Raw genomic sequence first — 15,040 nt, forward strand, 5'->3', positions numbered from 1 at the left:
CATTGATTACCTTATTTCAGAATGAATACGAACTTAATAATACGCATAGTGATTATGCATCAATAATAAAAGATAACAGGGATAATATTTGTTGTTAAGCGGCAGGCATGGACCGGGCACAGTTGGCAGTAGGCCAAAAGAGCATTACCAGTAAGCATGAGGTCACTCAAATTTCATACAGTACCTTTGATGCTTCTTCAACTTGCCGCTCCAGCAGTTTTAGCGTTTTTGATAATACGTTTTCTTGTTCTTTGAACCAGTTATCTTTATCGGACAAAGAGGTGACAAGCTGCCAAGAGTCTTCATCCTCTAATGCTTCCAGTTCACGCAACATCACGTCAATTTGATCTCTGACCTGCTTAATTTTTCTGCGCAGCCGTTCAAGATCGTCAATACAATCACTTGCCATTAGCGGTTCAAACCCACGTTTTAAACTCTCGAGTAACGCGTTAATTGCGGGGAAATCTCCCCGTTGGCGGGCTTGATTGAGCTGGACCATCAGTTGATGTGCTTTCTCTTTAAACTCATCGGCGACTAAATCTGGATGGCAGAGTCGACTGGCTTGCCGCCACAGGCGTTTTAGCTCTTGGCGCTGATCAACTGAGAGTTTTTGTTCATTACTATGCCGCTGTTCGGCATCTTTTTGCTGCTCCTGATAGCTCTCGTACTTCTCTTTCGCTTCTTCCCGAGCTTTACGGGTTGACTCAGTATTGCGGGTACAAAAACCCTTTTCCAGCTCTTTAATTTCCGCCAGCAGTGCGGCGATTAAATCCGTTTGCTGCTGAATCTGTTGTCGTATCTCAATGGTTTCACTCGACATAGCAGAGAGCGCTAACCAGCGCTGTTTTAACGCGGCAAGTTCATCAATGGCTTGAGATATATACTGCTGGCAGTTGCGATAATCGCGTTCCCTGCGCCGGGCTTCGGCCTCTGCTTTACGCAGAGTACATTCCGCCAACTGTTTACGTAACTGGAGGATTTTATTCATCAATGGGCCAAGGCGCACCAGATAGAGATCATTAAAGTCATCCAGCAACTGAACCCGCTCGTTACGTTTATCGATTAACTCGCGTAACTGTTCCTCCAGTGCTTTTAGCTCCATTTTACAGGCGGCCAATTCAAGGTCTTGCCACTGGGTAACCGCTTGTTTACTCGCCAGCCAGGCTGCAATTGCGTCTAGCGCATGCGTAAATTTCCCTTGTTCAATTTCCATGGCAATAAAAGCCAGCACCGCGTCCTGGGATTCGCTTTTAAGATAAGGCAGTTGTTGTCGGATAATATCCTCATCTTCAAGCTCAATAGCACTTTTAATGATCTCCAGCCGTTTAATGAGTTTTTTCATAAATATTGGATTTGCTGATAGCGTAGACAGGATAGCGACATACTAAACAACAGGTGCAAATTGTTCCAGATTAATAAGAATTTTCTCATTAGAATGGCCCGTTTCATGCCATAAAAGTGACTTTCTTATCATCCAGACCCAATGAGCGGCCAGGGGACATGACTTTCAACACAAAAATTGTAATCGGTGACGATGAAGACAGATATGGTAAAACGAATATATAATTGACTTTAACGCCAAGACTTCTAAGATAACCTCAGTATTCAGTCTTGGAGATCCCATGATTACACTCACGCCATTACAGCTTTTCAAAAATCTGTCCGACGAAACACGTCTGAATATCATCCTGCTGTTGCGAGAGTCGGGCGAGCTATGTGTTTGCGAGCTTTGTGACACATTGGATGAGTCTCAACCCAAGATCTCCAGACACTTAGCAATGCTGAGAGAATCTGGACTTTTACTCGATCGCCGTGCAGGGAAGTGGATTCACTATCGTCTGTCACCACATATCCCAGCTTGGGCGGCCACGGTGATTGAGCAGGCCTATCTTAGCCAACGAGATAAAATCGTTTTGCTGGCGAGCGGTAATGTAGCCTCGGGCGGTAAGGCAATTTGCCGCTAATACAGTAAAAATTTGCCTAATCATATATGAATTTACATATTTGATTGGAAGAGAAAGCAGATAGCAGGAAGGATGGTCTAGCTCATCTGGCCGTTGATGTTTAATCCATTAAAATTTACCGGGCAGGAGAGAACTCTTGCCTTTCGGGGGCGGTATGTTGTTGGCAGGTGCTATTTTTGTCCTGACTATTGTGCTGGTTATCTGGCAACCCAGAGGGTTGGGAATTGGCTGGAGTGCGCTGCTCGGTGCGGGACTGGCGTTACTGACCGGTGTGGTTCACATGGGTGATATTGCTGTGGTGTGGCAGATTGTCTGGAATGCGACCGCGACTTTTATTGCCGTGATCATCATCAGTCTGCTGTTGGATGAATCCGGTTTCTTTGAATGGGCCGCACTGCATGTGGCCCGCTGGGGCAATGGCCGTGGCCGTTTGCTGTTTACTTACATCATCTTATTAGGTGCAGCAGTGGCAGCACTGTTCGCTAATGATGGTGCCGCGCTGATCCTGACACCGATTGTGATTGCGATGCTGTTGGCGCTGGGCTTCAGCCGTGGTGCTACGTTGGCTTTTGTGATGGCAGCCGGATTCATTGCCGATACAGCCAGCTTGCCACTTATCGTCTCGAATTTGGTCAATATTGTCTCAGCTGATTTCTTTAATCTTGGATTCACTGAATACGCGGCAGTGATGGTGCCGGTTAACCTGGCCGCCATTGCGGCGACGCTGGTCATGCTGCATCTGTTTTTTCGCCAAGATATTCCTGCCGTTTACGACCTGTCGCTGTTGAAGGCACCAAAAGAGGCCATCCGCGATATCAACACCTTTAAAACCGGGTGGTTGGTGCTGCTGCTGCTGCTGTTGGGTTTCTTTGGCCTGGAGCCACTTGGTGTGCCCGTCAGTTTGGTCGCCGCCGTGGGGGCGCTGATATTGTTTGCCGTAGCGAAGAAAGGACATGCCATCAACACCGGCAAGGTGCTACGTGGTGCGCCATGGCAAATCGTTATATTCTCACTGGGTATGTACCTGGTAGTCTATGGCCTGCGGAATGCGGGACTGACTCATTACCTTTCCGCCTTGTTGAATCAACTGGGGGAGCAGGGATTATGGGTGGCTACGCTCGGTACCGGGTTCCTGACGGCGTTCCTGTCTTCCATCATGAATAATATGCCGACCGTGTTAGTGGGGGCGCTATCGATTGATGGCAGCTCTGCCACCGGCGTGATCAAGGAAGCGATGATTTATGCCAACGTTATCGGCAGTGATCTGGGGCCAAAAATCACCCCGATAGGTAGCCTGGCGACCTTATTGTGGCTGCATGTACTGTCACAAAAGAATATGACCATTACCTGGGGCTATTATTTCCGGGTGGGCATTGTCATGACGATCCCGGTGCTGTTGGTCACGCTGGCAGCATTGGCGCTGCGATTATCAATGATGCAATAACTATTATTTACCCTCCAGAAGGCAATGCCGGCTGGGGTTTCAATGAGAGATCACCCAAATGAGCAATGTGACTATTTATCATAATCCGGCCTGCGGCACATCGCGTAACACGCTGGAGTTAATTCGCAACAGTGGCACTGAGCCCACGCTTATTCGGTATCTGGAGACACCACCAAGTCGTGAGGTGTTGGTAAAATTGATCGCAGATATGGGGATCACGGTTCGGGCGTTATTACGTAAAAACGTCGAGCCTTATGAGCAATTAGGTCTGGCAGAAAACACCTTCAGCGATGACCAACTGGTTGATTTTATGCTACTGCATCCCATCCTGATCAACCGCCCGATTGTTGTCACACCACTGGGTACCCGGCTGTGTCGACCTTCTGAGGTGGTGTTGGAGATTTTGCCCGATGCGCAACGTGGTTCGTTCACCAAGGAAGATGGTGAACGGTTGGTAGATGAGCAGGGCAGACGTGTAGCTGAATAATCAGACATTCAGCGGGCATTCTCTATTGAATGACGCTGGGTTTCTCAGCAATCGCGTTAATTGCGTCTGAACTGTCAATTTGCTCGATTAAGTATGCCAATATAATCGAGCAAATTAGCCTGTTACTTCACATATTCAATAAGCTGTTTATCTTGGGATTCTGTGCAACAAACAGACATTCTAAACTTCTCGCGCAACTGCACAATACATCGGGATCTCTGCGTCAAAGAAACGCTTCCATGTTACAAGCGTTGTCTCTTCCGGCAACCCAACGTTATAAAATTGCTGGTAGTCCAACCAATAGGGCAGCCATTTAGCGTAATCATCTGCTTGTACTGGGCTCACTGAAATAGTATGCATATTATCAATCATATCAACCTCTTGTATTCATAAATAGAAATATAAGCCTTTAGAGATTGAATCATAGTTTTTATAGTGGTCTTACATAAGGTACACTTTCTTCATTTTTAATGGATCCACTTTACAATGAAAAAGAACGATGCCAACTTCCCCAGTTTATTGCTTAAGAAAGGCGTAATTAAAGAGCAGTTTCATCATGCGCTAAAAGAATTGATCCTCAATGGGCAATTAAGGTCGGGAACTAAACTTCCTTCCAGCAGAACGCTTTCTGAAATGATGTCAATTTCCAGGAATTCGGTTATTTCGGGTTTCGAACGCTTGATTGATGAAGGTTATCTAATTACCAAGAAGGGCGCGGGTACTTATGTTTCATCCATTATTCCTGATGAAATGATTCATATACAAGCTACTTCCCAACACCAATGTGCTGATGATAAAAACATCGAACTCAATATTAATCCGCAAATGAAAATAATGTCCTCAATTTGGGATAAATCCTCACCTTATACCGGACAAAATCGAATTTTTAGTATTGGAATAGGGTGTACAGATTTATTTCCCCATGAACTTTGGGGGCGGTTATTAGGGCGAGCGTGGCGGCAGTTTCGCCAACAGATTGGGCAATTAAATGAACCTTTAGGATTTCAGCCATTAAGGATGGCAATATCTGATTATGTTCGAACCACACGTGGTTTAAATTGTAATGAAGACCAAATACTCATTGTTAATGGGACTCAACAGGCGATGAATTTGGCGGCACAAGTTCTGTTGCAAAGGGGCGATGAAGTTTGGCTGGATGAGCCAGGATATGATGGTGCTTTAGGTGCATTTACTGCCATGGGTGCCAAAATTTGCCCTGTAATCAGTGATAAAGACGGTATGGATATTTCCTATGGCATCAGGGGCTGGCCAAATGCCAAAATGATTTTCACTTCTCCTTCACATCAATTTCCGCTGGGAGGAACATTGAGTTTATCGAGGAGGATGGCTTTACTTGACTGGGCGGCTGAAAATAAAACGTGGATTTTTGAGGATGACTATAATAGTGAATTCCGCTATACCGCTCCGCCGATACAAGCTCTTCAGGGGTTGGATAAACAACAACGAGTAATTTATGCCGGAACCTTTTCAAAAATGATGTTCCCCGAATTTCGCTTAGGTTTCCTGGTGATACCGAATAATCTCATTGAGTCATTTAAGCTCGCTAAATACTATGCAGATACGCGTACATCTTATTTAGAACAAGCTACACTGGCCACTTTTATTTCTGATGGTCATTACGCCCGCCACGTGAGACGGGTCAGAAAAGCCTGCTACGAACGTAAAAAAGTAATAATAGACGCCATACAACGATATCTGCCAAATAGTTTTAAGATTGAACCTGCTGATTCAGGTATTCATATTGTCTGCTGGTTATTAGACAATCTAAAAGAGCAAGATATTATCGATAAATGTCGTAAAATTGGGCTAGGGGCACAACCACTTTCTCGTTATTGCCAAACAAATTCGCCAGAACAGGCTATTTTATTAGGTTTTGCCGCTCATTCACCTGCGGAAATCGTAGCAGGGATACAGCGGCTGAGCCAAATAATTGCCTAAATAGTTTAGTTAACCACCCCAGCGGCTTCGAAGGTAACTGACTGCTTCTTGGGTCTGTGGTTGGTTGAGGTTATTCTCTCTAAACAGAATCGTTCCGGTGATTTGTGGTACTGACTCGTTCCAATCGAGCTGCTTTTTCAGCTCTGGCACGCCCCCATTATTCGACCATTCAGGCTCATTTTTTGAAGGTTCACCCACTTTGTACAGGGCAATACCAATATAGAGCCGTGTTTTTGTGGGTTTCACCACGCTAACCCACCATTTGGCTAGCACATCATAACGGGCTACTTGGCGTGAGAAGGGCCAATAAAGCTGCGGAGCAATGTAATCCAGTAATCCCAGTTGTACCCAGAGGCGGGTATCTGCATAAGCTTCATCATATGCCGCCGCTCCTCGCGTGTCGGAACCTGCTGGGTCGTGTGAACGGTTACGCCAGACACCAGAAGGGCTGACGCCGAATTCAACGTTGGGTTTCAATTGCTTGATAGTGCGTGAAACTTGTTGAATAAGTTGCAGAGTGTTGTGCCGTCTCCAGTCCGCTTTTGATTCAAATAATTGACCATACTCTTTGAATGTCTGGCTGTCGTTCAGGGCTGAATCTGCTGACTCGGCATAAAAATAATCATCAAATTGCACACCGTCAATAGGATAACGTGCAACGACTTCGGCCACGATACTGGTGATCCAGTCCCGTACCTCAGGGATACCTGGGTCGAGGACAAAACGCTCGTTTGCGGTGCGGACCCAGTCGCGATGTAGCACAAATACGCTGGCCGGATGTAGCGACAATGTACGGTTCAGTTCTGTAACAGTAGCCGGCTTGGTATTGACAGATACCCGATAGGGATTGAACCAAGCATGGACTTTCATGCCACGTTTGTGCGCCTCATCCAGCATAAACTGCAGGGGATCGTATCCAGGATCCTCACCAATATTGCCCGTCAGCATATCTGACCATGGCAAAATTTTTGATGCCCACAGTGCAGTTCCATCAGGCTTAATCTGGAAGAACACGGTGTTGATACCGAGAGTTTTTAGCTTATCTAACTTATCGGTCAGTGCTTGCTGCTGCTGGCTGATGCGGATAGCAGAACTGCTGGCATAGACTGACGCTACCGGTGGCCAGTCGAGGCGGGAAACAGTCGCCAGCCAGACACCGCGCACCGGCTCCTGACTCTGCTGAACTTTAGCCACCGAAGGTAGCGGGGTGACGAGCGACCTCGGCGGTTCGGAGGAGCAACTGGCAAGTAAAAGAGTACAAGCGAGAAGTGCACCCCGCGGTGTAACTTTAGTTACAGAGTGAAAGCGATGAGAACAGGCGATAATACTCTCCAGTTTTTGGTAATTGCCTGGCAAAGAAACCGACTATCCTCTGCTAAAGTGCAAGCAGCGGCTATGGTCATCAGTGGCAAAAATAGACAATACGGACATTTTTGTCCTCTGTTTGTTTAAGTTTTCAATTGTTTTATTTAATTCTTCTATTGATAACTTCTTCTTTATCTTACTGTTAATGGTGTTAAAAGGCATAAACCGGAGCTAAACAGACCAGTTGAGCCTTAACTAACGCTAACAGGGATTGTACTTAATATCTGAGTCAGTATTCAATGGTGCCTTATTTATTATTCCTTCGAGCAAATTATATTCAAATCATCCGATTCTTGTATCCAAATACATGAAATTTGATTTTACTCATTGCTGTGGATACTCGCACATCGTTCCCATAGTCACACAGACCTGCGCGGATCTTCAGCTAACGAATAGAGGAATTATTTTATATGACGGAAAATATATTTACTAACTTCCCAGACGCGGCGAGACAGGCGGCATCAGAAACTTTTGAAGAGTTGATATCTCAGCCAAATGTCCATATTGAACGCATAATATCAACCGGGCAATCGAGTCCGCCAGATTTCTGGTATTGTCAGCCACAAAGTGAGTGGGTGATGGTTGTACAGGGATCAGCATGTTTGCATTTTGCAGATGAACCGAGCGTTCGTGAACTACACGCCGGGGATTTTGTTAATATTCCAGCCCAGTGCCGGCATCGAGTTGCATGGACCGATCCGAATGGACCGACTATCTGGTTAGCGGTGCATTATGGCGAGTTAGTTAATAAATAATAACCTTGGGATAATGACATAAATAATTTTAGGTTCGCAAACCATTAAAGATGGTGATGAGGCAGTAAAGAATTATTTCCTGAAACTGATAATGTCGACAGAGGTTGGGGAGTGAATACATGAGAAATCACTCCTGACAACATAACGAACATTCATCAAAATCTGCAATGAACAATGAAGATCATAACAAAATAGAGAGGGGCATCATCAAAGGTAACTGACGGATTTGTGATGGTGGCACAGATAACCATGAAGTTATGGGTTGCTCTAATCAATTTAACATAATATACATTATGCGCACCAAGGTGGTGTTAGGTAGAATCTGAGGGTTTAGGCTTTATCATGTATGTGGTTGTTGATTATTTAAATCTCTTCGTTGGTACGCCAGCTCAGGGGAAACTTGCCTGCTCAGGTTGTACTATTCAATCTTCAATCCAGTGTACTTGCCAAGCTCCTGACAGTTGTTCCGTACTCACGAACATCTTGTACCATTGCGCTGGCGTAGTTCACGCTTCATATTTTACGGTCCGTCATTAATTACTCAACTATCCTTGGCTGGGCCTTTTGAGTTATCTACGTTCTACTAAAAACAGCACTGGAATCGTCTTCCAGTGCTGTGGTTGGATCATTGTTCAAATACGATATTAAGGCACTTCACTTTGCTAACGCGACTTCCAATACGGAAATATCATCAGAGCTGAGTATGGGAATTAACCGGGCTAATTCGTCTTCAGATTTGTCGTAAATACTTAAATTTAGAATGCGTGTTACGACATCTTGTGTAAAACGAAATTTAATAACGCGTGCCGGATTGCCACCAACAATAGCGTATGGCGGAATGTCTTTTGTAACAACACTCCCAGCCGCGATAACGGCACCCTCACCGACCGTAATTCCAGGCATAATCATGCAACGCATACCGAGCCAACAGCCATCGTTCAGCACTGTGTCCCCCCGGTGCTGATATGAGTTTTTTATCATGCTCATAAATGGATAAAGGCTAATAAAATCAGTACAATGATTGTTATTACCTCCCATCAAGATAACTGTTTCAGCCGCAATACAGACATAATCTCCGATGATAAGCCTGTCTGTATGCCCAAGCGGCTCCCATTCCTGACTGATGGTATCCCCATGCAGGTATCGAACGACAGATCTTTCAAATCCCTGATCCCAGCTATCGCTGTAGTAGCTATGTTGGCCTTTGATTTCAATATTTGGATTTTTAACAGTGAGATGGAGATATTCCACTCTTGACCAATGTTTCTCTTTCATGACTTTTCCCTTTCAAAAAGAAAGCCACGGAACATTTTAATTTCGTGGCAGTGACTACACGTTCAAATAATCACTGCATTCAGTTATTCGGGGATGGAGCAACAGCGGACAGAGGTAAAAATTCATATTCATCACGATCACCTTTTTATCTATTTTAAGCAAATTATCTTATATGTTCAATCTGACGATGATCCTTGCCCGAATGTGCAAAAATCCTAAAAGCAGCCGATCCACTGGATAAAACCCGCAATGAGAACAATACTTACCTTTCCACTGGAATAAGGCTTCACATAACCGTAAATATTATTGATGAGAGGATACTATGAAATTATTTAAAGCAATGACAACATTAGTTCTTTTAGGGGCATTCTCTTCCGGTGCCATCGCCGCCGAATTGTTAACTAAAGACGAACTGAGTAAAAGCCCAGGTCAATACGAAAAAATCGGCAATATTGTTACTGCTGGCGAGTTAGCGCCAAGTGATGCTAAGGAAGAATTGTCTAAAAAGGCTGATGAGCTTGGTGGGGATTATTTTGTTGTAACATCAGCAAATACCAACACAAAAATTCATGCTACTGCTGATGTTTATAAGAAAAAATAACCATGATAGTTTGCTCGGTAATATCAGAATGGGCTGTGAAGTGACAGCCCATTTTATTAGATGGCAAATCTCCCTGATTGCCTATTTTTTTGTTACACCGTCACCAATAACCCCCCTTTTTAATCCTATCTAGATCCGGTATGCTCGAAATATGTCAGAAAATCTTGTGGATCTGAAACGTGATTCCAGTAGCCAACTTAAATTATCTATTCCAATATAAATCAGTAAATTACCACAACTCCCACTGGTGCGAATGATGAGCCAATCGATAGTGCGCAATTCCGCTCTGCCATTATTGGTTGCTGGCGCTTTCTTTATGGAAAATCTCGATGGGACAGTTATTGTCACCGCCATGCCGCAGATGGCGACGGCATTTGCAGTACATCCCATTGATATGAATATTGGTATTTCTGCTTACATTCTGACACTGACGGTTTTTATTCCTGCCAGTGGTTGGATTGCCAATCGCTGTGGCGCTCGTAATATCTTTGCTGCCGCAATGATTATTTTCACATTAGCATCAGTGCTGTGTGCATTAAGCACTGATTTGATGACATTTACTGCCGCAAGAATTTTGCAGGGTTTTGGCGGTGCGATGATGGTCCCGGTCGGTAGGCTCATTGTATTACGTAATACGGCCAAACCTGATCTGATCAAAGCCATCGCCACCATTACCTGGCCCGGATTGGTAGCCCCGATACTCGGACCTCCTGTGGGGGGCTTTATTACTACCTATGCTTCTTGGCACTGGATATTTATATTAAATGTTCCATTGGGGATCATTGGGTTATGGCTTGCATGGCGGTTAATACCGCAGGAGTCGCCACAGAAAGAAACGCCTTTTGATACCCTTGGTTTTCTGTTAACCGGCGCTGCTTGTTTTAGCCTGATGTTTGGTCTGGAATTATTTAATCATCAAAACTTGTCACGTTTAATCCCACTATTCTGTATTGCAGGCAGCCTGATACTAGGTTCACTGGCGGTGTATCATGCAAAACATCAGGCATTCCCATTGGTTGATTTGTGGGCTTTGCAAATAAAAAGTTACAGCGTCACTATCTGGGGTGGCGGTTTATTCCGAATGGCTATTGGTGCTGTTCCCTTCTTGCTGCCGTTGCTATTTCAGATAGGTTTTGGCCTGAGCGCTTTTAATGCCGGTTTGTTAGTGTTGGCGGTGTTTGCTGGTAACCTGGTAATGAAACCTTTTACCTCTGCTATCCTCTATCGCTTTCATTTCCGCCCTACACTATTGGTTAATGGTTTACTCAATGCCGCGACTATCTTTGCCTGTGCGTTTATCACGCCAGAAACACCAACAACGCTGATTATTGTGTTGTTATTTATCAGCGGATTGACGCGTTCAATGCAGTTTACTGCGTTCAATACGCTGGCTTTTTCTGAAGTGCCTGGTCCGAAAATGGCCGGTGCCAATACGCTATCTAATATGGCGCAACAGATGGCAATTGGCCTCGGCATCGCCATCGGAGCCTTAGCGCTGCGGATAGCTGAGTGGTTTCACCCCCATCGCGCAGGTGTGATCCCATTGGAGAATTTCCAGATAGCATTTGTGGTTATCGCGCTGGTCGCATTACTATCGTTAGTAGATACATTAACCCTTAGCGGTGATGCGGGCGATGAAGTACGTAAGAAACCATCACGACGCTAAAATGTGTAGTGGACTATGCCGGAATAGCTTCCTTCTGTAGTTAAGAGTATGTTAATCATATCAATTATATTTTTAGCAACTAAAAATAAGGAATGTGTATGATCGTTTTCGTCACTGGTGCAACCTCAGGGTTTGGTGAGGCAATCGCTCGAAAGTTTATTAGCCACGGTCATCAGGTTATCGCGACAGGTCGTCGTCAGGAGCGTTTGGAAGAATTGAAGGACGAATTGGGTGAGCAGTTACATATCGTACGTTTAGATGTACGGAATCGGGCGGCTATTCAGCAAGTTATCGATGAGCTACCTACCGAACTAAAAGATATCGATCTGTTAGTTAACAATGCCGGTTTGGCATTGGGGTTGGAACCTGCACATAAAGCTAATGTTGAAGACTGGGATACGATGATTGACACCAACACCAAAGGTTTGGTGAATATGACTCGAGCATTATTGCCCGCAATGGTGGCACGTAATGTTGGTCACGTGATTAACATCGGCTCTACTGCCGCCAACTGGCCGTATGCCGGTGGTAATGTTTACGGAGCCACGAAAGCGTTTGTGAAACAATTTAGTCTGGGTCTGCGTGCTGACTTGCACGGTACACATATTCGTGTGACGGATATTGAGCCTGGTATGGTCGGTGGCACTGAATTCTCAGCAGTTCGCTTTAAAGGCGATGGCGATAAAGTCAATAAAACCTACGATGGCGCTAATCCACTGATACCTGAGGATATCGCTGAAGCCGTCTATTGGGTTGCTACGCTGCCAGCACGGGTCAATATTAACTCACTGGAGATGATGCCGGTCAGTCAATCTTTTGCTGGGTTGAGTATTCATCGCGAAGGTTAATATCAGGCGTTATTGGGTAAAATTGGGCTGGGGCTATCACCGCCCCACCCTTAATTTATCCGCCAGTCCGCAACAATTATCAGCATGCTTGGCGTTGGGTGTTTTTAATATAAAATTAACTCTGATTTTGAACATTGGGTCTTACAAACTTAGGGGGGATATATAAATCAAAACCTAAGTTCCCACAATACTCTCTAAACATATTTATAGAACCAACACCGCATTTTTCGTACATTATACCTAATCTATTTTCTATTGTTCTGTGTGATAAAGAAAGCCTTTTCGCTACCATCTTAGTAGTCATAGGTTGTAATATGAAAAAGATTATCTCAAGTTCTTTTTCACTAAACAGATCTGTTGGCGGGGTAAGTGTTAATACTGAAGGTGTACGGCGGTCTATATATTGAGAAAGAGAAATAAAATTTAATTTGCTGGCATTTGTTAATGTTCCTATACATTCACCGATTTTATTGTAAATAGGAAACCTGGGTAAATAGTAGGGTTCTAGTATTCTATCTCGGCCATAAAAATTGGTTGAAATAATAGCCACACGTTTTCCACTTTTTTCCGCTTTTCTATCATTCGCTTGATATTGTTCAGCAAACTCCGCCCAATCAGCCGGACATTCGTTATCTAACCGTCCCTCGATATCAAAACCAGCAGGTAAATTTAAAAAATCCAGACCGGCTTGATTTACGTACACGTAACGCGATTGGCAATCTCTCACAACCCACGGTTCATGGCTGTGTTCCATAATGGAAATCAGCGGCAGTGAATTTAAGGATTTTACGACTAAATTTTTTGAATCCGATGGCTTATTTTTTTCATCCATGATCAGTTCAGCCTCTCAAGTTATTTTTAATAAAAAAGAATGTGACCATTGAGTGCAACCCTATAAAGTATACTCAACAGAATCCGCGATATCAAGATGGTCTCGAAGGCACTTTAGTTATCTACTATTTATTAATCTTAAGTGAATTAATCCTGCCCTAATATTATTTAGGAAAATAATTATAAATAAACCCATTATAATAAATTTAAATATTCATTGCCGCATGAAGCTTGATGGATGCTATCATATTGAAGTGATGGTTTTAACGAAATCACTGTAATAAAAATTTTTCCGTTTAGGCATTTTATCCATATGCATACCAAAAGACAAATCAACTAAAAATATAGTCGAAAATTTATTATATATAATCTCAATGGCTGCTTGTCAGTTTTAATTAATATCATCATAATCACATTTAGTACAATAAAGAAAACGAGGGGGCTATCACCGCCCCACCCTTAATTTACTCGCCAGCCCGCAACAATAATCAGCATCCCAATCAGAGCGACCCCTGCGCCGACCCAATCGAACAGTGAAAGTTTCACGCCATCCACTACCCGTAACCAAATTAGCGCTGTCGCGATATAAACCCCACCGTATGCCGCATAAACACGCCCACTGGCAGCGGGATGCAGTGTCAATAACCAGACAAACATTGCCAGACTGGCCGCCGCGGGCAGTAATAACCAGAGAGGGCCTCCTCTACGTAACCACAAATAGGGCAAGAAACAGCCAATTATCTCAGCCAGTGCGGTAACAAAAAACAGTAACGACGTCTTTAACATGTTCTGATCTCTTGATATTGCCAGCAACATCTTACCTCTGAGGCAAATGTTTAAAATTAACATTAGGTTACTCTACATATTCCCGACAAACCTGTCGCTGACTGGTTTATATACCGAAAGCAATGATATAATTTTTTATCCGCTGATAGCGTGCCAGTAAACCACATGATGATTTAACATCACCGACTAATAAAGGACTTAAGACGATGAAAATAACTAGCCTGCCACGCCTGACGCGTGCGTTTCTACCGCTAGCTTTGGTTATGCTTGCCTGGCAAACACCGGCCCTGGCACAGGCGACCAATTGCACCCAAGGCAGCACTTGTGTTTCTGTTGGTGGTAGTAATGATTCGATGTCCAAAGAACAGGCTCGCCAAAGCCAACAGCAATGGGATGATACTCATCGTCTGCGCAATAAAGTTAATACCCGGGTTGAAAAGAACTTTGATAAGTTTGATCGGGCTGAAGATGCGAAAGACAACTGCGACCGCAGTGAAAATTTGAACGCCTATTGGGAGCCTAACACGCAGCGCTGTCTGGATCGGCTATCAGGTCGCCAGATTAATCCGTAATGGGTGGCTATGGCTCAGATTTACTTGAGGTTATGAGAATCTGGACTATCCTTTAGGCACGGTTTAAGAATCAATATGTTAGGCAAGCTATTCATCCACATAAGGATTTTATGATGAAAAAAACGCTTATTATCAGTACATTGTTGTTATCGCTGGCCCCTTTGGCTGCTCTGGCATCTTGTGAAAGTGTGAAAGCAGATATCACGCAGAAGATTATCAATAATGGGGTGCCTGAGTCCGGCTTTAAACTGGATATCGTTCCTAATGATCAAGTTCAGCAAGCTGGCGGTCAGGTGGTTGGACATTGCGAAAATGATAGCCAGAAAATTGTTTATACCCGCATAACCGACAGCGAGTAATTTCGCCGTCACCGGTCTGGGTGTGCCTTTCGGTGCACCCTTTTGTTTTATCAATAATTTATTTCTGCATTTCTCAATTTTTACTGGTCATTCATTTGATGGCAAGTAACAATCGATGACAAGTAACA

General features: G+C 44.1%; 15 protein-coding genes and 1 pseudogene. 10 read left to right on the top strand and 6 right to left on the bottom strand.

Translation table 11 applies throughout. The features are described from left to right. Positions 1-166: 166 nt before the first annotated feature. On the bottom strand, positions 167-1,342 hold the full coding sequence (locus V2A84_RS07530; protein WP_083158832.1) for a DNA repair protein: 1,176 nt from the start codon (positions 1,340-1,342) through the stop codon (positions 167-169). A gap of 280 nt (positions 1,343-1,622) precedes the next feature. Between V2A84_RS07530 and V2A84_RS07535 the strand changes: the two genes are divergently transcribed. From V2A84_RS07535 to arsC, 3 genes are all read left to right on the top strand, one after another. Beyond that, positions 1,623-1,964, top strand: a complete 342-nt coding sequence (locus V2A84_RS07535) for a metalloregulator ArsR/SmtB family transcription factor (protein WP_102970408.1) — start codon at positions 1,623-1,625, stop codon at positions 1,962-1,964. A gap of 154 nt (positions 1,965-2,118) precedes the next feature. Further along, the gene (locus V2A84_RS07540) at positions 2,119-3,408 is read left to right on the top strand and encodes an arsenic transporter (protein WP_442848678.1); all 1,290 of its coding nucleotides are present in this window, start codon (positions 2,119-2,121) and stop codon (positions 3,406-3,408) included. Positions 3,409-3,466: 58 nt separating this feature from the next. Continuing rightward, a complete protein-coding gene (gene arsC / locus V2A84_RS07545) occupies positions 3,467-3,895 on the top strand; it encodes a glutaredoxin-dependent arsenate reductase (protein ID WP_442848679.1) in 429 nt (142 codons plus the stop codon). 186 nt (positions 3,896-4,081) lie between these two features. On the opposite strand, the pseudogene V2A84_RS07550 reads toward arsC, so the two are convergent. Continuing rightward, positions 4,082-4,267 (bottom strand): annotated as a pseudogene (locus V2A84_RS07550) (GNAT family N-acetyltransferase); the annotation flags it as partial. Positions 4,268-4,381: 114 nt separating this feature from the next. Between V2A84_RS07550 and pdxR the strand changes: the two are divergent. After that, complete coding sequence (pdxR, locus tag V2A84_RS07555; protein WP_372569187.1) at positions 4,382-5,854, top strand: MocR-like pyridoxine biosynthesis transcription factor PdxR; 1,473 nt, start codon at positions 4,382-4,384, stop codon at positions 5,852-5,854. A 9-nt stretch (positions 5,855-5,863) separates the two neighbouring features. Here pdxR and V2A84_RS07560 read toward each other — a convergent pair whose 3' ends face one another. Continuing rightward, positions 5,864-7,177, bottom strand: coding sequence for a glycoside hydrolase family 10 protein (locus V2A84_RS07560; RefSeq protein ID WP_442849121.1), 1,314 nt, complete (start codon positions 7,175-7,177; stop codon positions 5,864-5,866). A gap of 452 nt (positions 7,178-7,629) precedes the next feature. Here V2A84_RS07560 and V2A84_RS07565 point away from each other — a divergent pair, with 452 nt between their 5' ends. Further along, positions 7,630-7,974, top strand: a complete 345-nt coding sequence (locus tag V2A84_RS07565) for a cupin domain-containing protein (RefSeq protein ID WP_442848680.1) — start codon at positions 7,630-7,632, stop codon at positions 7,972-7,974. Between the two features lie 654 nt (positions 7,975-8,628). Here V2A84_RS07565 and V2A84_RS07570 read toward each other — a convergent pair. Further along, positions 8,629-9,249, bottom strand: coding sequence for a CatB-related O-acetyltransferase (locus tag V2A84_RS07570; RefSeq protein WP_442848681.1), 621 nt, complete (start codon positions 9,247-9,249; stop codon positions 8,629-8,631). Positions 9,250-9,571: 322 nt separating this feature from the next. Between V2A84_RS07570 and yahO the strand changes: the two genes are divergently transcribed. From yahO to ydfG, 3 genes are all read left to right on the top strand, one after another. Then, positions 9,572-9,850, top strand: coding sequence for a DUF1471 family periplasmic protein YahO (yahO, locus tag V2A84_RS07575; protein ID WP_083158840.1), 279 nt, complete (start codon positions 9,572-9,574; stop codon positions 9,848-9,850). A 256-nt stretch (positions 9,851-10,106) separates the two neighbouring features. After that, entirely contained in the window at positions 10,107-11,516 is a 1,410-nt protein-coding gene (locus tag V2A84_RS07580) for an MFS transporter (protein WP_102970409.1), read from the top strand. Between the two features lie 98 nt (positions 11,517-11,614). Next, on the top strand, positions 11,615-12,364 hold the full coding sequence (gene ydfG / locus V2A84_RS07585) for a bifunctional NADP-dependent 3-hydroxy acid dehydrogenase/3-hydroxypropionate dehydrogenase YdfG (RefSeq protein ID WP_050085366.1): 750 nt from the start codon (positions 11,615-11,617) through the stop codon (positions 12,362-12,364). A gap of 115 nt (positions 12,365-12,479) precedes the next feature. On the opposite strand, the gene V2A84_RS07590 is transcribed toward ydfG, so the two are convergent. Then, positions 12,480-13,196 (bottom strand): helix-turn-helix transcriptional regulator, encoded by a 717-nt coding sequence (locus tag V2A84_RS07590; RefSeq protein ID WP_372569184.1) that lies wholly within the window; start codon positions 13,194-13,196, stop codon positions 12,480-12,482. A 458-nt stretch (positions 13,197-13,654) separates the two neighbouring features. Further along, positions 13,655-13,981 (bottom strand): YnfA family protein, encoded by a 327-nt coding sequence (locus V2A84_RS07595; RefSeq protein ID WP_442848682.1) that lies wholly within the window; start codon positions 13,979-13,981, stop codon positions 13,655-13,657. Between the two features lie 206 nt (positions 13,982-14,187). On the opposite strand from V2A84_RS07595, the gene V2A84_RS07600 reads away from it, so the two are divergent. Both V2A84_RS07600 and V2A84_RS07605 read left to right on the top strand, forming a co-directional pair. Further along, positions 14,188-14,553, top strand: coding sequence for a DUF1283 family protein (locus V2A84_RS07600; RefSeq protein WP_083158844.1), 366 nt, complete (start codon positions 14,188-14,190; stop codon positions 14,551-14,553). 113 nt (positions 14,554-14,666) lie between these two features. Beyond that, entirely contained in the window at positions 14,667-14,912 is a 246-nt protein-coding gene (locus V2A84_RS07605; RefSeq protein ID WP_083158845.1) for a DUF1161 domain-containing protein, read from the top strand. Positions 14,913-15,040 lie beyond the last annotated feature (128 nt).

It is taken from the genome of Yersinia sp. 2553 StPb PI, from assembly GCF_052217105.1.
In the GTDB taxonomy this organism is placed as follows: domain Bacteria; phylum Pseudomonadota; class Gammaproteobacteria; order Enterobacterales; family Enterobacteriaceae; genus Yersinia; species Yersinia enterocolitica_E.

Excerpts from the sequence above, each read along its gene's own strand:
- V2A84_RS07595 (WP_442848682.1), bottom strand. The coding sequence starts at position 13,981 with ATGTTAAAGACGTCGTTACTGTTTTTTGTTACCGCACTGGCTGAGATA.
- V2A84_RS07605 (WP_083158845.1), top strand. The coding sequence starts at position 14,667 with ATGAAAAAAACGCTTATTATCAGTACATTGTTGTTATCGCTGGCCCCT.
- V2A84_RS07535 (WP_102970408.1), top strand. The coding sequence starts at position 1,623 with ATGATTACACTCACGCCATTACAGCTTTTCAAAAATCTGTCCGACGAA.
- V2A84_RS07540 (WP_442848678.1), top strand. The coding sequence starts at position 2,119 with ATGTTGTTGGCAGGTGCTATTTTTGTCCTGACTATTGTGCTGGTTATC.
- ydfG (WP_050085366.1), top strand. The coding sequence starts at position 11,615 with ATGATCGTTTTCGTCACTGGTGCAACCTCAGGGTTTGGTGAGGCAATC.
- V2A84_RS07600 (WP_083158844.1), top strand. The coding sequence starts at position 14,188 with ATGAAAATAACTAGCCTGCCACGCCTGACGCGTGCGTTTCTACCGCTA.
- arsC (WP_442848679.1), top strand. The coding sequence starts at position 3,467 with ATGAGCAATGTGACTATTTATCATAATCCGGCCTGCGGCACATCGCGT.
- V2A84_RS07580 (WP_102970409.1), top strand. The coding sequence starts at position 10,107 with ATGAGCCAATCGATAGTGCGCAATTCCGCTCTGCCATTATTGGTTGCT.
- V2A84_RS07570 (WP_442848681.1), bottom strand. The coding sequence starts at position 9,249 with ATGAAAGAGAAACATTGGTCAAGAGTGGAATATCTCCATCTCACTGTT.
- V2A84_RS07590 (WP_372569184.1), bottom strand. The coding sequence starts at position 13,196 with ATGGATGAAAAAAATAAGCCATCGGATTCAAAAAATTTAGTCGTAAAA.
- V2A84_RS07565 (WP_442848680.1), top strand. The coding sequence starts at position 7,630 with ATGACGGAAAATATATTTACTAACTTCCCAGACGCGGCGAGACAGGCG.
- pdxR (WP_372569187.1), top strand. The coding sequence starts at position 4,382 with ATGAAAAAGAACGATGCCAACTTCCCCAGTTTATTGCTTAAGAAAGGC.
- yahO (WP_083158840.1), top strand. The coding sequence starts at position 9,572 with ATGAAATTATTTAAAGCAATGACAACATTAGTTCTTTTAGGGGCATTC.
- V2A84_RS07530 (WP_083158832.1), bottom strand. The coding sequence starts at position 1,342 with ATGAAAAAACTCATTAAACGGCTGGAGATCATTAAAAGTGCTATTGAG.